The 16,612-nt window shown below is 70.6% G+C and carries 13 protein-coding genes, 1 tRNA gene and 1 other RNA gene; 8 read left to right on the top strand and 7 right to left on the bottom strand.

The annotated features are described in order from the left end of the window. Window positions 1-106 precede the first annotated feature (106 nt). Window positions 107-1,315: a PucR family transcriptional regulator gene (locus MUN74_RS19040; RefSeq protein WP_244854176.1), complete on the bottom strand. Its 1,209-nt coding sequence runs from the start codon at window positions 1,313-1,315 to the stop codon at window positions 107-109. An 11-nt stretch (window positions 1,316-1,326) separates the two neighbouring features. After that, window positions 1,327-4,053 carry a pyruvate dehydrogenase (acetyl-transferring), homodimeric type gene (gene aceE / locus MUN74_RS19035; protein WP_244854175.1) on the bottom strand — a complete coding sequence of 909 codons (2,727 nt, stop codon included), beginning with the start codon at window positions 4,051-4,053 and terminating at the stop codon, window positions 1,327-1,329. Window positions 4,054-4,215: 162 nt separating this feature from the next. Here aceE and MUN74_RS19030 point away from each other — a divergent pair, with 162 nt between their 5' ends. After that, window positions 4,216-4,686, top strand: coding sequence for a peroxiredoxin (locus MUN74_RS19030; RefSeq protein WP_244854174.1), 471 nt, complete (start codon window positions 4,216-4,218; stop codon window positions 4,684-4,686). A 52-nt stretch (window positions 4,687-4,738) separates the two neighbouring features. Here MUN74_RS19030 and MUN74_RS19025 read toward each other — a convergent pair whose 3' ends face one another. Next, window positions 4,739-5,440 (bottom strand): hypothetical protein, encoded by a 702-nt coding sequence (locus MUN74_RS19025; RefSeq protein WP_244854173.1) that lies wholly within the window; start codon window positions 5,438-5,440, stop codon window positions 4,739-4,741. Between the two features lie 60 nt (window positions 5,441-5,500). On the opposite strand from MUN74_RS19025, the gene MUN74_RS19020 reads away from it, so the two are divergent. The 4 genes from MUN74_RS19020 (at window position 5,501) to rnpB (ending at window position 7,615) form a co-directional block, all read left to right on the top strand. Next, window positions 5,501-5,573: transfer RNA gene (locus MUN74_RS19020), tRNA-Val, on the top strand. A gap of 1 nt (window position 5,574) precedes the next feature. Beyond that, on the top strand, window positions 5,575-6,393 hold the full coding sequence (locus MUN74_RS19015; RefSeq protein WP_244854172.1) for a Nif3-like dinuclear metal center hexameric protein: 819 nt from the start codon (window positions 5,575-5,577) through the stop codon (window positions 6,391-6,393). A gap of 37 nt (window positions 6,394-6,430) precedes the next feature. Continuing rightward, the gene (locus MUN74_RS19010) at window positions 6,431-7,168 is read left to right on the top strand and encodes a zinc ribbon domain-containing protein (protein WP_244854171.1); all 738 of its coding nucleotides are present in this window, start codon (window positions 6,431-6,433) and stop codon (window positions 7,166-7,168) included. Between the two features lie 69 nt (window positions 7,169-7,237). Then, window positions 7,238-7,615, top strand: an RNA gene (gene rnpB, locus MUN74_RS19005) — RNase P RNA component class A. Window positions 7,616-7,676: 61 nt separating this feature from the next. On the opposite strand, the gene ppgK is transcribed toward rnpB, so the two are convergent. After that, window positions 7,677-8,429 (bottom strand): polyphosphate--glucose phosphotransferase, encoded by a 753-nt coding sequence (ppgK, locus tag MUN74_RS19000; RefSeq protein ID WP_244854170.1) that lies wholly within the window; start codon window positions 8,427-8,429, stop codon window positions 7,677-7,679. 48 nt (window positions 8,430-8,477) lie between these two features. Beyond that, on the bottom strand, window positions 8,478-9,341 hold the full coding sequence (gene map / locus MUN74_RS18995) for a type I methionyl aminopeptidase (RefSeq protein WP_244854169.1): 864 nt from the start codon (window positions 9,339-9,341) through the stop codon (window positions 8,478-8,480). Window positions 9,342-9,352: 11 nt separating this feature from the next. Here map and MUN74_RS18990 point away from each other — a divergent pair, with 11 nt between their 5' ends. Then, complete coding sequence (locus tag MUN74_RS18990; RefSeq protein WP_244854168.1) at window positions 9,353-9,538, top strand: SPOR domain-containing protein; 186 nt, start codon at window positions 9,353-9,355, stop codon at window positions 9,536-9,538. Between the two features lie 5 nt (window positions 9,539-9,543). On the opposite strand, the gene panB is transcribed toward MUN74_RS18990, so the two are convergent. Then, on the bottom strand, window positions 9,544-10,452 hold the full coding sequence (gene panB, locus MUN74_RS18985) for a 3-methyl-2-oxobutanoate hydroxymethyltransferase (RefSeq protein ID WP_244854167.1): 909 nt from the start codon (window positions 10,450-10,452) through the stop codon (window positions 9,544-9,546). A 110-nt stretch (window positions 10,453-10,562) separates the two neighbouring features. Between panB and MUN74_RS18980 the strand changes: the two genes are divergently transcribed. Further along, window positions 10,563-11,900, top strand: coding sequence for a glutamine synthetase family protein (locus MUN74_RS18980; protein ID WP_244854166.1), 1,338 nt, complete (start codon window positions 10,563-10,565; stop codon window positions 11,898-11,900). 8 nt (window positions 11,901-11,908) lie between these two features. Further along, entirely contained in the window at window positions 11,909-14,917 is a 3,009-nt protein-coding gene (locus MUN74_RS18975) for a bifunctional [glutamine synthetase] adenylyltransferase/[glutamine synthetase]-adenylyl-L-tyrosine phosphorylase (RefSeq protein ID WP_244854165.1), read from the top strand. Window positions 14,918-15,054: 137 nt separating this feature from the next. Here MUN74_RS18975 and glnA read toward each other — a convergent pair whose 3' ends face one another. Continuing rightward, window positions 15,055-16,479, bottom strand: coding sequence for a type I glutamate--ammonia ligase (glnA, locus tag MUN74_RS18970; RefSeq protein ID WP_244854164.1), 1,425 nt, complete (start codon window positions 16,477-16,479; stop codon window positions 15,055-15,057). Window positions 16,480-16,612: the final 133 nt, after the last annotated feature.

The following is a 16,612-nucleotide window of genomic DNA, read 5'->3' as shown; positions in this document are numbered from 1 at the left end:
CTGCCAATCACGGGGCGAAGTGTGGTGTGCACACGCCACAAGCTCTTCGCGCAACCGTTGTATCGACTGCACAGGCAACCGGGGCCGCGTTGCCCGCGCCGGTCGCTCAGGACGGTCGGCGCGGGGGATGCTCGTGGTCGCTCATCGACCCGATGATGAGCGCGGACTGCAGGATCAGCGCCTCGCGTGCACCTGTCGCATCCCACCCGATCACGTCGGAGACGCGCTTCAAGCGGTACCGCACGGTGTTCGGATGCACGAAGAGCTCGCGGGCGGTCGCCTCGAGCGACCGGCCGTTGTCGAGATAGCTCCAGAGGGTCGTGAGCAGCTCGGTCGAATGCGCCTGCAACGGACGGTAGATGCGGTGCACGAGGGTCGCTCGCGCGAGCGGGTCGCCGGCGAGCGCACGCTCGGGGAGCAGGTCGTCGGCGTGCACCGGGCGGGGCGCGTGCCGCCACGAGCGGGCGACCGCGAACCCCGCGAGCGCCGCCTTCGCACTCTTCGACGCATCGACGAGATTGGGCACGGCGTGGCCGAGCACGAGGTGACCGGGTCCGAAGTGCGGCTCGAGCTGGGTCGCGATCTCGAGGAAGGTGAGCGCAGGCGCCGTGCCGATCGACTCGTCGCCGTCGACCGAGAGCGGGTCGGCTCGGCCGATCACGAGCACGAGGCGATTGCCCTGCACGCCGATGAGGACATCGGCGTGCATGTGCCGTGCCGCCCGTCGGACGTGGTCGACGTCGAGCTGCTTCGGCGCGGTGCCGACGAGCACCGCGACCTCGCCGTGACCGTGCCAGCCGAGGGCGGCGATGCGGCTCGGCAGCTCGTCGTCGGCCTCGCCCGAGAGGATCGAGTCGACGACGAGCGCCTCGAGGCGCGCGTCCCACAGTCCGCGGGCCTCTGCGGCCCGTGCGTAGACGTCGGCCGCCGCGAACGCGATTTCACGGGAGTACAGCAGGATCGCCTCGCGCAGCGGCTCGCCGCCGTCCTTCACGCGCTCCTCGACGACCTCGACGACGACGCGGATGAGCTGCAGCGTCTGCTGCAGGCTCACCGAACGGAGCAGCTCCCTGGGGGCCGCTCCGAACACGTCGGCCGCGATCCACGGCGTCGACCGCGGGTCGTCGAACCAGGCGATGAACGAGGAGATGCCGGCTTGGGCGACGAGGCCGACGGCGGAGCGGCGGCTCGGGGGCATGTCGCCGTACCACGGCAACGTGTCCTCGAGTCGCTTGAGCGTCGCGGTCGCGAGCTCACCCGCGATGGTACGCAACCATGCGAGCGTCTCCGCCTTCGTCTTCGGCCTCGTCGCCACCTCGCTGCCCGCTAGCTCTCGCCGCCGGCCGATCCGGTCGTGCCGGCGTTCACATCGTGCAGACGGTACTTCTCGATCGCACGGGCCGGCAGCGAACGGTCGACCTCGCCGCGCTCGGCGAGCTGCTCGAGGGTACGGACCACGACCGACGGGCCGTCGATCTTGAAGTAGCGACGTGCGGCGGCACGCGTGTCGGAGAAACCGAAGTCGTCGGCGCCGAGCGTCGCGAACTCGCCCGGCACGTACTTCCGGATCTGGTCGGGCACGGAGTGCGCGTAGTCCGACACGGCGACGAACGGCCCCTGCAACCCGGTGAGCTTCTGCGTCACGTAGGGCACCTGGCGCTCGGCGTCGGGGTTCAGGAAGTTGTGCTCGTCGGCGGCCAGGCCGTCGCGGCGGAGCTCGTTCCAGCTCGTCACGCTCCAGACGTCGGCCGAGACGCCCCAGTCCTCCGCGAGGAGCTGCTGCGCCTCGAGGATCCACGGCACGGCGACGCCCGAAGCGAGCAGCTGCGCCTTGGGGCCGGCGGCGTCGGAGACGGAGAGGCGGTGGATGCCGCGGACGATGCCCTCGACGTCGACGCCCTCGGGCTCGGCGGGCTGCACGATCGGCTCGTTGTACACCGTGAGGTAGTACATGACGTTCGGGTCGGGGTGCTGGCCGCCGTACATGCGCTCGAGGCCCGAACGCATGATGTGGCCGATCTCGTAGCCGTACGCCGGGTCGTACGAGACGACCGCGGGGTTCGTCGCCGCGAGCATCGGCGAGTGGCCGTCGGCGTGCTGCAGGCCCTCGCCCGTGAGCGTCGTGCGACCGGCGGTCGCGCCGATGATGAAGCCGCGCGCCATCTGGTCGCCGGCGGCCCACATCGCGTCGCCCGTGCGCTGGAACCCGAACATCGAGTAGAACACGTAGATCGGGATGAGCGGCTCGCCCTGCGTCGAGTACGACGTGCCGATGTTGGTGAACGCGGCGAGCGCGCCCGCCTCGTTGATGCCGACGTGCACGATCTGGCCCTGCGGGCTCTCCTTGTACGCAAGGAGCAACTCCCGGTCGACCGACGTGTAGTGCTGGCCGTTCGGGTTGTAGATCTTCGCGGTCGGGAAGAACGCGTCGATGCCGAACGTGCGGGCCTCGTCGGGGATGATCGGCACGATGCGGTTGCCGAAGTCCTTCGACCGGATCAGGTCCTTCAGGAGTCGCACGAACGCCATGGTGGTGGCGATCTCCTGCGTGCCCGAGCCCTTCTTGGCGATCGCGTACGCCGAGTCGTCGGGCAGCGTCACCTGCGTGTACTTGGTACGACGCTCGGGCGTGTAGCCGCCGAGCTCGCGACGCCGCTCGTGCAGGTACTGGATCGCCGGGTCGGAGTCGCCCGGAGTGTAGTACGGCGGCAGGTAGGGGTTCTCCTCGAGCTGCGCGTCGGTGATCGGGATGCGCATCGAGTCGCGGAACGTCTTGAGGTTCTCGAGCGTCATCTTCTTCATCTGGTGGGTCGCGTTGCGGCCCTCGAAGGCGGGACCGAGGCCGTAGCCCTTGATGGTCTTCGCGAGGATGACGGTGGGCTGGCCCTTGTGCTCGGTCGCGGCCTTGAACGCCGCGTAGACCTTGCGGTAGTCGTGGCCGCCGCGCTTGAGGCCCCAGATCTCGTCGTCGCTGAGGTCCTTCACGAGCTCGAGAGCCCGCGGATCGCGTCCGAAGAAGTTCTCGCGCACGTACGCGCCCGATTCGGCCTTGTAGGTCTGGTAGTCGCCGTCGGGCGTGACGTTCATGAGGTTGCGCAGCGCACCCTCGTGGTCGTTCGCGAGCAGCGAGTCCCACTCGCGGCCCCACACGACCTTGATGACGTTCCAGCCGGCGCCGCGGAAGAAGCTCTCGAGCTCCTGGATGATCTTGCCGTTGCCGCGCACGGGGCCGTCGAGGCGCTGCAGGTTGCAGTTGATGACGAAGGTGAGGTTGTCGAGGCCCTCGTTCGCCGCGACCTGGAGCTGGCCGCGGCTCTCGACCTCGTCCATCTCGCCGTCGCCGAGGAAGGCCCAGACGTGCTGGTCGGACGCGTCCTTGATGCCGCGGTTGGTGAGGTACTTGTTGAGCTGAGCCTGGTAGATCGCGTTGATCGGTCCGAGACCCATCGACACGGTCGGGAACTGCCAGAACTCGGGCATGAGCCGCGGGTGCGGGTAGCTCGAGAGGCCGTTCGGCGCGTGCGACTTCTCCTGCCGGAAGCCGTCGAGCTGGTCGCTCGAGAGGCGCCCCTCGAGGAATGCGCGGGCGTACATGCCGGGGGAGGCGTGGCCCTGGAAGAAGACCTGGTCGCCGCCGCCGGGGTGGTCCTGCCCGCGGAAGAAGTGGTTGAAGCCGACCTCGTACAGGGCGGCGCTCGACGCGTAGGTCGAGATGTGGCCGCCCACGCCGATGCCGGGGCGCTGCGCGCGGTGCACGAGCATGGCCGCGTTCCAGCGGATCCAGGCGCGGTAGCGGCGCTCGGTCTCCTCGTCGCCGGGGAACTCGGGCTCGTTCTCGGGCGCGATGGTGTTCAGGTAGTCGGTGGTCGGCACCATCGGCACGCCGAGGTGCAGCTCCTTCGAGCGCTTGAGCAGGCTCAGCATGATCTCACGCGCCCGCTGGTGGCCCTTCTCGGCGACGAGCGAGTCGAGCGACTCGGCCCACTCGTTCGTCTCCTCGGGATCCGAGTCCATCGCCTCGACCGAGTAAGGATCCTGGTCGTTGACAGTCACACTCGACCTCTCTTCTCTGCAGGGATCACCTGCGTGGTGTGGACGTGCGCACGCCGAGGCTGACCGCCTCGCGGTCGCATGGCACCCCGCCATCCTAATGAGTCTCGTCGGGAATCGGGGGCGGTACCATGATGGGCCGTTCCGATCGGAGGGAACCCGTCCATGATCCTCGCCCCCGGTGCCGTCGCACCCGACTTCGAGCTCGTCGACCAGCACGGCCGCACCGTGCGCCTCGCCGACTTCCGCGGTGCACGGCCGGCCGCCCTCGTGTTCTTCCCGCTCGCCTTCTCGGGCATCTGCCAGGGCGAGCTGTGCGAGCTGCGCGACAACGTCGCGATGTTCGCCGACAACGCGGTCGAGCTCGTCGGCGTGTCGGTCGACTCGAAGCACACGCTCCGCGCGTGGAGCGAGGCGCAGGGCTACGACTTCCCGCTGCTCGCCGACTTCTGGCCGCACGGCGAGGTCGCGGCGGCGTACGGGGCGTTCGACGCCGAGCACGGCATCGCGGCCCGGGCGACGTTCCTCATCGGCGCCGACGGCGTCGTCGTCGACAGCTTCGCGACGCCCAAGGGCGAGGCTCGCCCGCTCGACCGGTACCGCGAGGCGCTCGCCTCCCTGAGGTCGGCGGCCTGACCGAGCGGGATGCCTCGGCGGAATGCAGGGACCGGCCGGGTTCGCCCCGGCTTCACGACAGGATGTTGACTGCTCGAGAGATCACGAGCGCGAGCAGCACGAATCCCGTGAGCGCCTGCACCGCCATGAGCAGCTTGGTGCGCGAGCGCAGCGGCATGGCGTCGGTCGGGCTGAACGCGACCGTGTTCGTGAACGACACGTACAGGTAGTCGACGAACCCCGCTCGCCAGTCGGCGCGCCGGGTCGAGCCCGCCGAGACCTCCGGCGCGGCATCCGCCTGATCGTCCTGCGGGAAGGAGAAGTCCGCGAGCGGCAGCTTCCCTCGGTCGAGCGTGCCCCGGGAGACGGGGCCGCCGCGGTCGAGCTCCCAGAACAGCAGGCCGAACGCGATGATGTTCGTCACCCACACCTGCCCGGCCTCGAGCAGCACCTCGGCGCCTTCCGCGCTGCCGTCGAGGAGACGTGCGATGACCCCGACGACGCTGACCTGGTTGACGCCGACGAGCACGAAGGCGAAGGCGATCGCCAGGGCCCGCGACCACTGCGTCTCGCGGTCGAGCCGGTGCGGGTTCACGACGAAGAGCGGCACCGCCATCAGCGTGAGCGCGACGAGCGCGATCGTGCGCAGCGTCGCCGTGCCGGGCTGCGGCACCGAGGCCACGAGCACGGCGGCCACGACGATGCCGAGGAACGCCGGCCAGCGCGTCTCCGCGCGGCGTTCCTGCGCGTCGGAGTGCGGTGCATCGCTCGACATGAGCCGAGTGTACGACCGGGTGGGCCATAGGATGGGATGACCGCGCGGCCCGCCGCGCGAGGGCCTTTAGCTCAGTTGGTAGAGCGCCACGTTTACACCGTGGATGTCGTCGGTTCGAGCCCGGCAGGGCCCACATGTCGCTCGTCCTCGCCGATGTGCTCGCCGCCACCGAACGCCTGTGGCCCGCGGCGGGTGCCGAGGCGTGGGATGCCTCGGGGCTCGTCTCCGGCGCCCTCGACGCCCCCGTGCGACGGCTGCTCCTGACGGTCGACGCCGTGGCCGCCACGGTCGACGAGGCCGTGGCCGACGGCGCCGACCTGCTGATCGCACACCACCCGCTGCTGCTGCGCGGCGTGACCACGGTCGCAGAGGACCGCTACAAGGGTGCGCTGCTCGCGAAACTCATCCGCGCCGATTGCGCGCTGCTCGCCGCGCACACCAACGCCGACGTCGTCGCGACGGGAACCTCGGCCGTGCTCGCCGACCGGCTCGGGCTCGCCGGGCAGCGTCCGATCGAGGCATCCGACGACGGTGCGACGGGCATCGGGAGGGTGGGCCGCCTCGCCGAGCCGATCACGCTGGGCCGGCTCGCGCGACAGCTCGCCGACCTGCTGCCGGCGACGGCGACCGGCGTGCGGGTCGCCGGCGGCTTCGACGACCTCGTCGAGACGGTCGCCGTGTGCGGCGGTGCCGGCGACTCGCTACTCGGCCACCCGCTCGTGCGCGCCGCCGACGTCTACGTCACCGCCGACCTGCGCCACCACCCGGCCTCCGAGGCCCGCGAACAGGCGGCGCTCGGCGGAGGACCGGCCCTCGTCGACGTCTCGCACTGGGCGAGCGAGTGGCTGTGGCTCGACGTCGCCGCCGCCGAGCTCCGCGACGCGCTGCCGGGGCTCGAGGTCGTCGTGAGCGAACTGCGCACCGACCCCTGGGACTTCCAGGTCGTGCAATGATGACGAGTCCAGCCCCGACCCCCGCGAGGAGCACCACGTGAAGGCCACCCCCGCCGACCAGCAGGAACTGCTGCGGCTCCAGTCGATCGACACCCGACTCCAGCAGCTCGCGCACAAGCTCGGCGCGCTGCCGCAGACGGCACCGCTCGCCGAGCTCGCCCAGCGCGAGACCGCGGTGCGCGGGACCCGGGCCGAGGCGATCGGCGCCCTCGAGGACGCGCGGTCCGAGCTCACCCGGCTCGAGTCCGACGTCGCGGTCGTCGAGGCCCGCATCGCCCGTGACACGGACCGGCTGCAGCACACCTCGTCGGTGAAGGACGTCCAGGCGCTCGAGGCCGAGCTGGCCTCGCTCGCGAAGCGGCGCAGCGACCTGGAAGACCAGGAGCTCGTCGTCATGGAGCGGGTCGAGGACGCGGAGGTCGTGGTGTCGAGCATCGACCTCCAGCGCGCCGCGATCGAGTCCGAGGTCGCCGAGCTCGAGGCCGAGCGCGACGCCGCCGCCGGCGGAATCGGGGTCGAGCGCGAGCAGACGGAGCGCGACCGCGAGGTCGTCGCCGCGGGCGTTCCCGCCGAGCTCCTCGCCTTCTACGAGCAGCGACGGGCGCGGGGCGCCGGGGTCGGCGCCGCCCTCCTTCGGCAGCGCACGTGCGGCGGCTGCACCATGACGCTCACGGGCTCCGACCTCGAGCAGGTGCGCCGCTCCGCCCCCGACGACGTCGTGCAGTGCCCCGAGTGCGACCGCATCCTCGTGCGCACCGACGAGTCGGGGCTCTGACGCCGGGACGCCGACGTCGCCCCCGGTCGATCTCGGCGGAGTCGCCTGCCGCTAGACTTGACGGGCGAGTGGGTCGGCAAGACGGCCGCGTCGCACGACTCCGGTCGTGCGCCGAGGAACGTCCGGGCTCCACAGGGCAGGACGGTGGGTAACACCCACCCGGGGCGACCCGCGAGACAGTGCCACAGAAAGCAGACCGCCTCCCGCGCGAGCGGGCGGTAAGGGTGAAACGGTGGGGTAAGAGCCCACCAGCGGCCGGGGTGACCCGGCCGGCTCGGTAAACCTCGTCCGGAGCAAGGCCAGACAGGGAACCATGGGGCGGCCCGCCCCGTTCCCGGGTAGGCCGCTGGAGGGCTGCGGCAACGCAGCTCCGAGAGAGATGGCCGTCCAGCCGCGAGACGCAAGGCTCGCGGTGAACAGAACCCGGCGTATCAGCCGGCCCGCTCGCACCGCTCATCGACCAGACCCGGGCGACCGGCGCGGTGCGGTGCCGGCCGCGCGGTGCGCACTACCTCGCCGCGAGCGAGGCCGCGCCGATGATGCCGGCGTTGTTGCGGTGCCGGGCCGGAACGATCGGGGTCTTCAGGTCGAGCAGCGGCAGGAACTGCTCGTGGTGCTTCGAGACGCCGCCGCCGACGACGAACAGGTCGGGCGAGAAGATGAACTCGACGTGGGCGTAGAAGCGCTGGAGCCGCGTCGCCCAGGAGGCCCAGTCGAGCGACTCGCGCTCCATCGCCGAGTAGGCGGCGCGCTTCTCGGCCTCGGCGCCGTCGAGCTCGAGGTGACCGAGCTCGGTGTTCGGCACGAGCACGCCGTCGTACAGGAACGCGGAGCCGATGCCCGTGCCGAGGGTCGTGAGGATGACGAGCCCGTCGGCATCGACGGCCGCGCCGTACCGCGATTCGGCGTAGCCGGCGGCATCCGCGTCGTTGATGAAGTGGATCTCGCGGCCGAACGTCTCCTCGAAGAGCTCCTCGGCGGGCAGCCCGATCCACTCGGGCGAGATGTTCGCCGCCGAGAGGGTGCGCCCGCGCTTGACGATCGACGGGAAGCAGACGCCGAGCGGCAGCGAGTCGTCGAAGTCGGCGGAGAGGCGGTCGAGCAGTTCGGACGTCGCGGCGAGCATGTCAGCAGGCCGGCCGCCCTCGGGCGTCCTGACCTTGATGCGATCGGAGACGAGGATGCCCTCGCCGAGGTCGACCACCGCCCCCTTGATCCCCGTGCCGCCGATGTCGATGCCGATCGCGAGTTCCGTGGCCATGCGCTCACACTATCGCGGCGGCGAACGACCGACGTGTCGCCGTCCGCGTCAGGGGAGCGTCAGGATCTCGGCTCCGCGCTCGGTGACGACGAGCGTGTGCTCGAACTGGGCGGTGAGCGAACGGTCGCGCGTCACGACGGTCCAGTCGTCGGCCCAGACGTCCCACTCGATCGTGCCGAGGGTGAGCATCGGCTCGATCGTGAAGACCATGCCCTCTTCGATGACGGTCGTCGCGTTCGGGTCGTCGAAATGGGGGATGACGAGGCCGGTGTGGAACGCGCGCCCCACCCCGTGACCCGTGTAGTCGCGCACGACGCCGTAGCCGAACCGCTTCGCGTACGCCTCGATCGCACGGCCGATCACATTGACCTGCCGGCCGGGGGCGACGGCGCGGATGCCCCGGGCGAGCGCCTCGCGCGTGCGGTCGACGAGCAGCGCCGCCTCCTCGGTCGGCTCGCCGACGAGGAAGGTGTGGTTGAGGTCGCCGTGCATGCCGTCGAGGTAGGCCGTGACGTCGAGGTTCACGAGGTCGCCGTCGGCGAGCACGGTGTCGTCGGGGATGCCGTGGCAGATGACCTCGTTGATCGAGGTGCAGCTCGACTTCGGGTAGCCGCGGTAGCCGAGCGTCGACGGGTAGGCGCCGTGACCGGTGACGTACTCGTGCACGATGCGGTCGAGCTCGTCGGTCGTGACCCCCGGCCGGATCGCCGCTGCGGCCGCCTCGATCGCGCCCGCGGCGATACGGCCGGCGGTACGGATCCGCTCCACCTCGTCGGCGGTGTAGCGATCGCCCCCGGTGTTGGGCTGCGGCGCCCGACGGCCGACGTACTCGGGTCGCGCGATGCCTGCGGGCACTGCTCGGGCGGGCGAGAGTCGTCCGGGGATCAGGTGGCCGGCGGCGTCTTTGGGCATAGGATCAGCCTATGACCGAGAACGTCGAGCACATGTTCTGGTACAACCTCAAGACCGGCGAGGTCGAGCAGGGATTCGTCTCGCAGTCGGTCGATCGAGTCGGCCCGTTCGAGACCCGCGAGGAGGCCGAGCGGGCGCTCGAGATCCTGCGTGCGAACAGCGCGAAGTGGGCCGAGGAGGACGCCGCCGACGACTGACCGGGCTACTCGAACGAGTGCTCGGCCGTCGGGTACGCCCCCGACTCGACGTCGGCGCGCCAGGCGTTCGCCGCGTTGCTCAGCACGCTCGCGAGGTCGGCGTACTTCTTCACGAAGCGCGGCACGCGTCCCGTCGTGAGGCCAGCCCAGTCGGTCCAGACGAGCAGTTGCCCGTCGGTGTGCGGACCCGCGCCGACGCTGATGGTCGGGATGTCGAGGAGCTCGGTGACCTGGCGGGCCGCTTCGGCGGGGACCATCTCGAGCACGACGGCGAACGCCCCCGCCTCCTGCACGGCGCGCGCGTCCGCGAGGAGCTGGTCGAGTCCCTCGCCGCGCCCCTGGATGACGTGGCCGCCGAGGCCGTGCTCGCTCTGCGGCGTGTAGCCGATGTGCGCCATGACGGGGATACCGGCGTGCACGATGCGCCGGATCTGCTTGGCGCTGCGTTCGCCGCCCTCGAGCTTCACGGCGTGGGCGCCCGTCTCCTTCATGAAGCGCACGGCGGTGTGCAGGGCCTCCTCGGGGCCGTTCTCGTACGAGCCGAACGGCATGTCGGCGATGACGAACGCGCGCTTGACGGCACCCGCGACGGCGCGCGTGAGCGGAATCAGGTCGTCGACCTTGACCGGCAGGGTCGTCTCGTACCCGAGCACGTTGTTGCCCGCCGAGTCGCCGACGAGCAGGAAGTCGATGCCCGCCTCGTCGAAGATGTGCGCCGTGAGCTGGTCGTAGCTCGTGAGACCCGTGATCTTGATGCCGTCGCGCTTCGCGTTCTGGAAGTGACGGGTGCGCACCCGCTTCGGCCCGCCGGCGGCCGCGGCACCGCCGTAGGGGTTCTGCACGACCGTCGCGTCGGCGGCATCGCCGGCAGCGGGGGAGACGTCGGATGCTGAGGTCTGGGGCTCGCCTGACATGTCGCCATCCTCGCACACGCGGCATCGCGGTCGTGCCCGCCGGATGCTGCCGCCGCGCCGTGCCCGGCGGGGTCGAACCGGTACGCTGGAGACCGCGAGAGAGGGTGTGGATGGATAAGCAGCGCGACTTCGTTCTTCGCACGATCGAGGAGCGAGGGGTCAAGTTCGTCAGGCTCTGGTTCACCGACGTCGTCGGCACCCTGAAGTCGGTCGCGATCGCGCCCGCCGAGGTCGAGGGCGCCTTCACCGAGGGCATCGGCTTCGACGGCTCCGCGATCGAGGGGCTCAGCCGGACGTACGAGTCCGACCTGCTGGCGTTCCCCGACCCGTCGACCTTCCAGACGCTTCCCTGGCGCGGCGACATCGACCCGACCGGGCGCATGTTCTGCGACATCACGACGCCCGACGGCGAACCGGCCGTCGCCGACCCCCGCAACGTGCTGAAGCGCACGCTCGAGCGGGCCGCCGACCGCGGGTTCACGTTCTACACGCACCCCGAGATCGAGTTCTACCTGCTGCGCTCGTCGAAGTTCGGCGACGAGGGCCCGATCCCCGTCGACTCGGCCGGCTACTTCGACAACGTGCCGGGCGGCACCGCGCACGACTTCCGCCGGCGTTCGGTTCGCATGCTCGAAGACCTCGGCATCTCGGTCGAATTCAGCCACCACGAGGCGGGGCCCGGCCAGAACGAGATCGACCTGCGGTACGCCGACGCGCTCACCACGGCCGACAACATCATGACCTTCCGCACCGTCGTGAAAGAGGTGGCGATCGAGCAGGGCGTCTATGCGACGTTCATGCCGAAGCCGTTCTCGCAGTACCCGGGCTCGGGCATGCACACGCACCTGTCGCTCTTCGAGGGTGACACGAACGCCTTCTACGAGCCGGGCGCACAGTACCAGCTTTCGAAGATCGGCCGCCAGTTCATCGCCGGCCTCCTGCGGCACGCCAACGAGATCTCGGCCGTGACGAACCAGTTCGTGAACTCGTACAAGCGGCTCTGGGGCGGCGACGAGGCGCCGAGCTTCATCTGCTGGGGCCACAACAACCGTTCGGCCCTCGTGCGCGTGCCGCTGTACAAGCCGAACAAGGGGCAGAGCGCCCGCGTCGAGTACCGCGCGATCGACTCGGCCGCGAACCCGTATCTCGCATTCTCGCTGCTGCTCGCCGCGGGCATGAAGGGCATCGAAGAGGGCTACGACCTTCCGCCCGAGGCGGAGGACGACGTGTGGGCGCTCACCGACAGCGAGCGACGTGCCCTCGGCTACCACCCGCTGCCCGCGAGCCTCGACCACGCGATCGAGTACATGGAGGGATCCGAGCTCGTCGCCGAGACGCTCGGCGAGCAGGTCTACAACTACGTGCTCGCCAACAAGCGCCGCGAATGGCGCGACTACCGCTCGCAGGTCACGCCCTTCGAGCTGCACCGCAACCTCGAGATCCTCTGACCGCACGGATGTCTCGACAGGCGCCGACCCTCGGCCGACTCGCACGCGCCGGCTTCGACGATCTCGGCCGGGCATCGACCGTGCTCGAACAGCTCACGGTCGCGACCGGTGTCGACGGCGAGGACCTGCTCGCGGCGCTGGGCGCGGCCGCCGACCCCGACTCGGCACTGATCGAGCTCGGCCGGCTGCACGAGCGCGCGCCCGCCGAGGTCACCGCGGTGCTCGCCGAACCGGCCGCGGCCGAGCGTCTCGCACGCCTCGTCGGCGCGTCTCGCGGTCTGGCCGAGTTCCTGCAGCGGCATCCCACCGAGATCGCCCTGCTGCACGCGGTGCCGGCACCGCCGCCCACCGCCGAGGAGGCGCGGGCCCTTCTCGTCGGTGCCGTCGACGACCTGCCCGCCGAGGCCGTCGACGACGCCGTGGCATCGGCGCTCCGGATTCGATATCGTCGCCTGCTCGTGGGCATCGCCGTCTACGACCTCACGCGACTCGATCCCGTCGACGTCGTCGACGTGGTGTCTGCGGGGCTCGCCGATCTGGCGGGCGCCGCGCTCGACGCCGCGCTGGCAGGGGCGCGGCGCCTCGTTGCCCGAGCCGACGGCGGCCCCGCCGCACCCGGCCGGTACCCGGCCGCCGAGGTGGCCGCGACGAGGCTCGCCGTCATCGGCATGGGCAAGGCCGGCGCGCGCGAGCTCAACTACGTGAGCGACGTCGACGTCATCTTCGTCGGGGAGTCGGCCGACGACGAGACGACGCCGACGCCGCGCGCCGTCGAGATCGCGACCCGCCTCGCGATGGTCGCGATGCGGCTCATCCACGAGCCCGGCATCGAGCCGCCGCTCTGGGAGGTCGACCCCAACCTGCGCCCCGAGGGCAAGGACGGTGCGCTCGTGCGGACGCTCGACTCGCACCTGCAGTACTACGAGCGGTGGGCGAAGAGCTGGGAGTTCCAGGCGCTCCTGAAGGCTCGGCCGCTGGCCGGCGACCGCGAGCTCGGCGCTCGATACGCCGCGGGCGTCGCTCCCATGGTCTGGTCGAGCTCGAGCCGCGAGGGCTTCGTCGAGTCGGTGCAGCGCATGCGGGAGCGGGTCACCGAGCACATCCCCGCCGACGAGGTCGACGTGCAGCTGAAGCTCGGCCCGGGCGGACTCCGCGACATCGAGTTCACGGTGCAACTGCTGCAGCTCGTGCACGGTGCGAACGACGACTCGATCCGGCAGGGCGGCACGCTGGCCGCACTGGACGCCCTGGCCGATGCAGGCTACGTCGGCCGCGAGGAGGCGGGGGAGTTCGCGCGCGACTACCGGGTGCTGCGTGTGCTCGAGCACCGGCTGCAGCTCGAGCGTCTTCGCCGCACGCACCTGATGCCGCGCGACGGCGATCGGCTGCGCGTGCTCGCGAGGGCGTCGGGGCTGGGCCGCGACGCCGCGGAGCTCACGAAGGTCTGGCAGTCGACGCGCCAGCGCGTGCGAGGTCTCCATCAGCGGCTCTTCTACCGGCCGCTGCTGTCGGCGGTCGCGGCGTTGCCGGCTTCGGGTCTCGAGCTCACGAGCGCGCAGGCCGAGGCGCGCCTCGCGGCGATCGGGTTCCGCGACCCGCGCGGTGCGCTCGCGCACATCGCGGCGCTCACGTCGGGCCTCTCGCGCCGGGCGGCGATCCAGCGTCACCTCATGCCGGTGCTGATCTCGTGGTTCGCCGAGGGCACCGATCCCGACTTCGGCCTGCTCTCGTTCCGGCGCCTGAGCGACACGCTCGGCACGACGCACTGGTACCTCCGTCTCCTGCGCGACTCGTCCGACGCGGCGCTGCGGCTGACCCGGGTGCTGTCGGGTTCGCGCTACGCCGCCGAACTGCTCGAGCGCACCCCCGAAGCCGTCGCCTGGCTCGAGGATCTCGACGAACTGCGCCCACGGTCGCTCGCCGCCCTGCAGGACGAGACGCGGGCCGTGCTGAAACGGCACGGCGAGGCCGACGACGCCGCGAAGATCTTCCGTGCCGTCCGTCGGCGCGAGATGCTGCGACTCGCCCTGGCGGGCATCCTCGACGTGACCACGGTCGAGGAACTCGGCCACGGTCTCAGCGACCTGACCGAGAACCACATCGCCGCCCTCGTGTCGGCGATCCGCGGCGACGAGCCCGACGGCATCGAGTTCGCGGTGATCGGCATGGGGAGGTTCGGGGGGCGCGAGCTCGGCATCGGCTCGGACGCCGACATCATCTACGTGTACCGTGCGCTGGGCGCCGAGCCCGACGCCGCACACACCCGCGCGCTCCGGATCGTCGGCGACCTCGTCCGGCTCTCGGAGGACGCGCGACTCCCGTTCGAGCTCGACGCCGATCTCCGCCCCGAAGGACGCAACGGCGTCGTCGCCCGATCGCTCGATGCGTATCGCGCCTACTACTCGCGGTGGTCGCTGACGTGGGAGGCGCAGGCGCTGCTCCGTGCGCGGGGCGTCGCCGGTGACCCCGGGCTCGTGGCCGAGTTCACCGAGCTCGCCGACACGGTGCGATACCCGGCCGAGATCACCGAGCAGGAGGTGCGTGAGGTCAAGCGCATCAAGGCCAGGGTCGAGAACGAGCGGCTGCCGCAGGGCGCCGACCCCACGCGCCACCTCAAGCTCGGGCGCGGATCGATCTCCGACGTCGAGTGGTTCGTCCAGCTCGTGCAGCTCCAGCACGGCGCAGACCTGCCGGCGCTCCGCACCACCTCGACCCTCGAGGCCCTGGATGCCGCGGCCGACGCCCGACTCATCGCCGCCGACGACGCCGAGACGCTGCGCTCGGCCTGGATCTTCGCCTCACGCGCCCGGTCGGCGCTCACGTTGTGGCTCGACAAGACGACCGACGTGCTGCCCGTCGAGCGCTCGCAGCTCGAGGGCGTGGCCCGCATCATGGGGTACCCGCCGGGGTCGGCGACGCAGCTCGAGCACGACTACCTCCAGCTCACGCGGCGCGCCCGCGCCGTGTTCGAGCGGGGCTTCTACGGGCTCGAGCCCAAGCGCGAGCCCACCGTCTGACCCCTCCCGCCCGTCGCCGCGCTCGCGCGACCGGTCACCACGGGGCATCCGACCCGTGCTCGGCCGAGTACGCCCGAAGGGCCGCCCCGCGTGTGCGGGACGGCCCTTCGAGCGCAGCAGGGGCTGCAGGGGGACGGTCAGACGCCGTAGTACAGCTCGAACTCGAACGGGTGCGGGCGCTGGGCGAGCGGCTTGAGCTCGCGCTCGCGCTTGTAGTCGATCCAGGTCTCGATGAGCTCCTTGGTGAACACGCCGCCCTCGAGGAGGAAGTCGTGGTCGGCCTCGAGTGCGTCGAGGGCGGCGTCGAGCGACGCCGGCAGCTGCGGGATCGCCTTGGCCTCCTCGGGCGGCAGCTCGTAGAGGTCCTTGTCGACCGGCTCGTGCGGCTCGATCCGGTTCTTGATGCCGTCGAGGCCCGCCATGAGCTGCGCGGCGAACGCGAGGTACGGGTTCGACGCGCCGTCGGGAACGCGGAACTCGATGCGCTTCGCCTTCGGGTTGGTGCCCGTGATCGGGATGCGGATGCACGCCGAGCGGTTGCCCGCCGAGTACACGAGGTTCACGGGCGCCTCGAAGCCGGGCACGAGGCGGCGGAACGAGTTCACGCTCGGGTTCGTGAAGGCGAGCACCGCGGGGGCGTGCTTGAGCAGGCCGCCGATGTACCAGCGCGCGACGTCGCTGAGGCCGCCGTAGCCCGCCTCGTCGTAGAACAGCGGCTTGCCGTCGTTCCAGAGCGACTGGTGCGTGTGCATGCCCGAGCCGTTGTCGCCGAACAGCGGCTTCGGCATGAAGGTCGCCGTCTTGCCCCACTGCTCGGCGGTGTTCTTGACGATGTACTTGAACTTCAGGATGTCGTCGGCGGCGGAGACCATCGTGTCGAAGCGGTAGTTGATCTCCGCCTGGCCGCCCGAGCCCACCTCGTGGTGCGCGCGCTCGAGGTGGAGGCCCGCGTCGATGAGCTTGAGCGAGATGTCGTCGCGCAGGTCGGCCTGCTTGTCGACGGGGGAGACCGGGAAGTAGCCGCCCTTGTAGGGGGTCTTGTTGCCGAGGTTGCCGCCCTCCTCGGCGCGGCCGGTGTTCCACGCACCCTCCTCGGAGTCGACCGTGTAGAAGCTCGAGTGCTGGTTCACCTCGTAGCGCACGTCGTCGAAGATGTAGAACTCGGCCTCGGGGGCGAAGTAAGCCGTGTCGGCGATGCCCGTCGACGCGAGGTACTTCTCGGCCTTCTTCGCGACCTGGCGCGGGTCCTTCGAGTAGATCTCGCCGTTGCGCGGGTTGTAGATGTCGAAGACCATGATGAGCGTGCGCTCGGCGCGGAACGGGTCGATGTAGGCGGTCGACACGTCGGGGATGAGCTGCATGTCGGACTCGTGGATCGACGCGAAGCCGCGGATGGAGGAGCCGTCGAACAGCTGGCCGACGGTGAAGAACTCCTCGTCGACGGTCGACGCCGGGATGTTGAAGTGCTGCTGCACGCCCGGGAGATCGGTGAAACGGATGTCGAGGAACTTGACCTCCGTCTCCTTGATGAACTTGAGCACTTCGGACGAATCACTGAACATGTGACGGATCTCCAGGGGGCGGGGTCGAACAGATGGACTTGCACAGCCAACGGCGACGCTATCCGGGCGCCGTTTCCCGACCGTGACCGGAATGTTTCGGCCATGTTACGCCCATGCACGATCGGTAGACTCG

This window comes from Agromyces sp. H17E-10, from assembly GCF_022919715.1.
Lineage (GTDB): Bacteria > Actinomycetota > Actinomycetes > Actinomycetales > Microbacteriaceae > Agromyces.
This window is presented reverse-complemented; position numbering and strand designations above follow the sequence as displayed.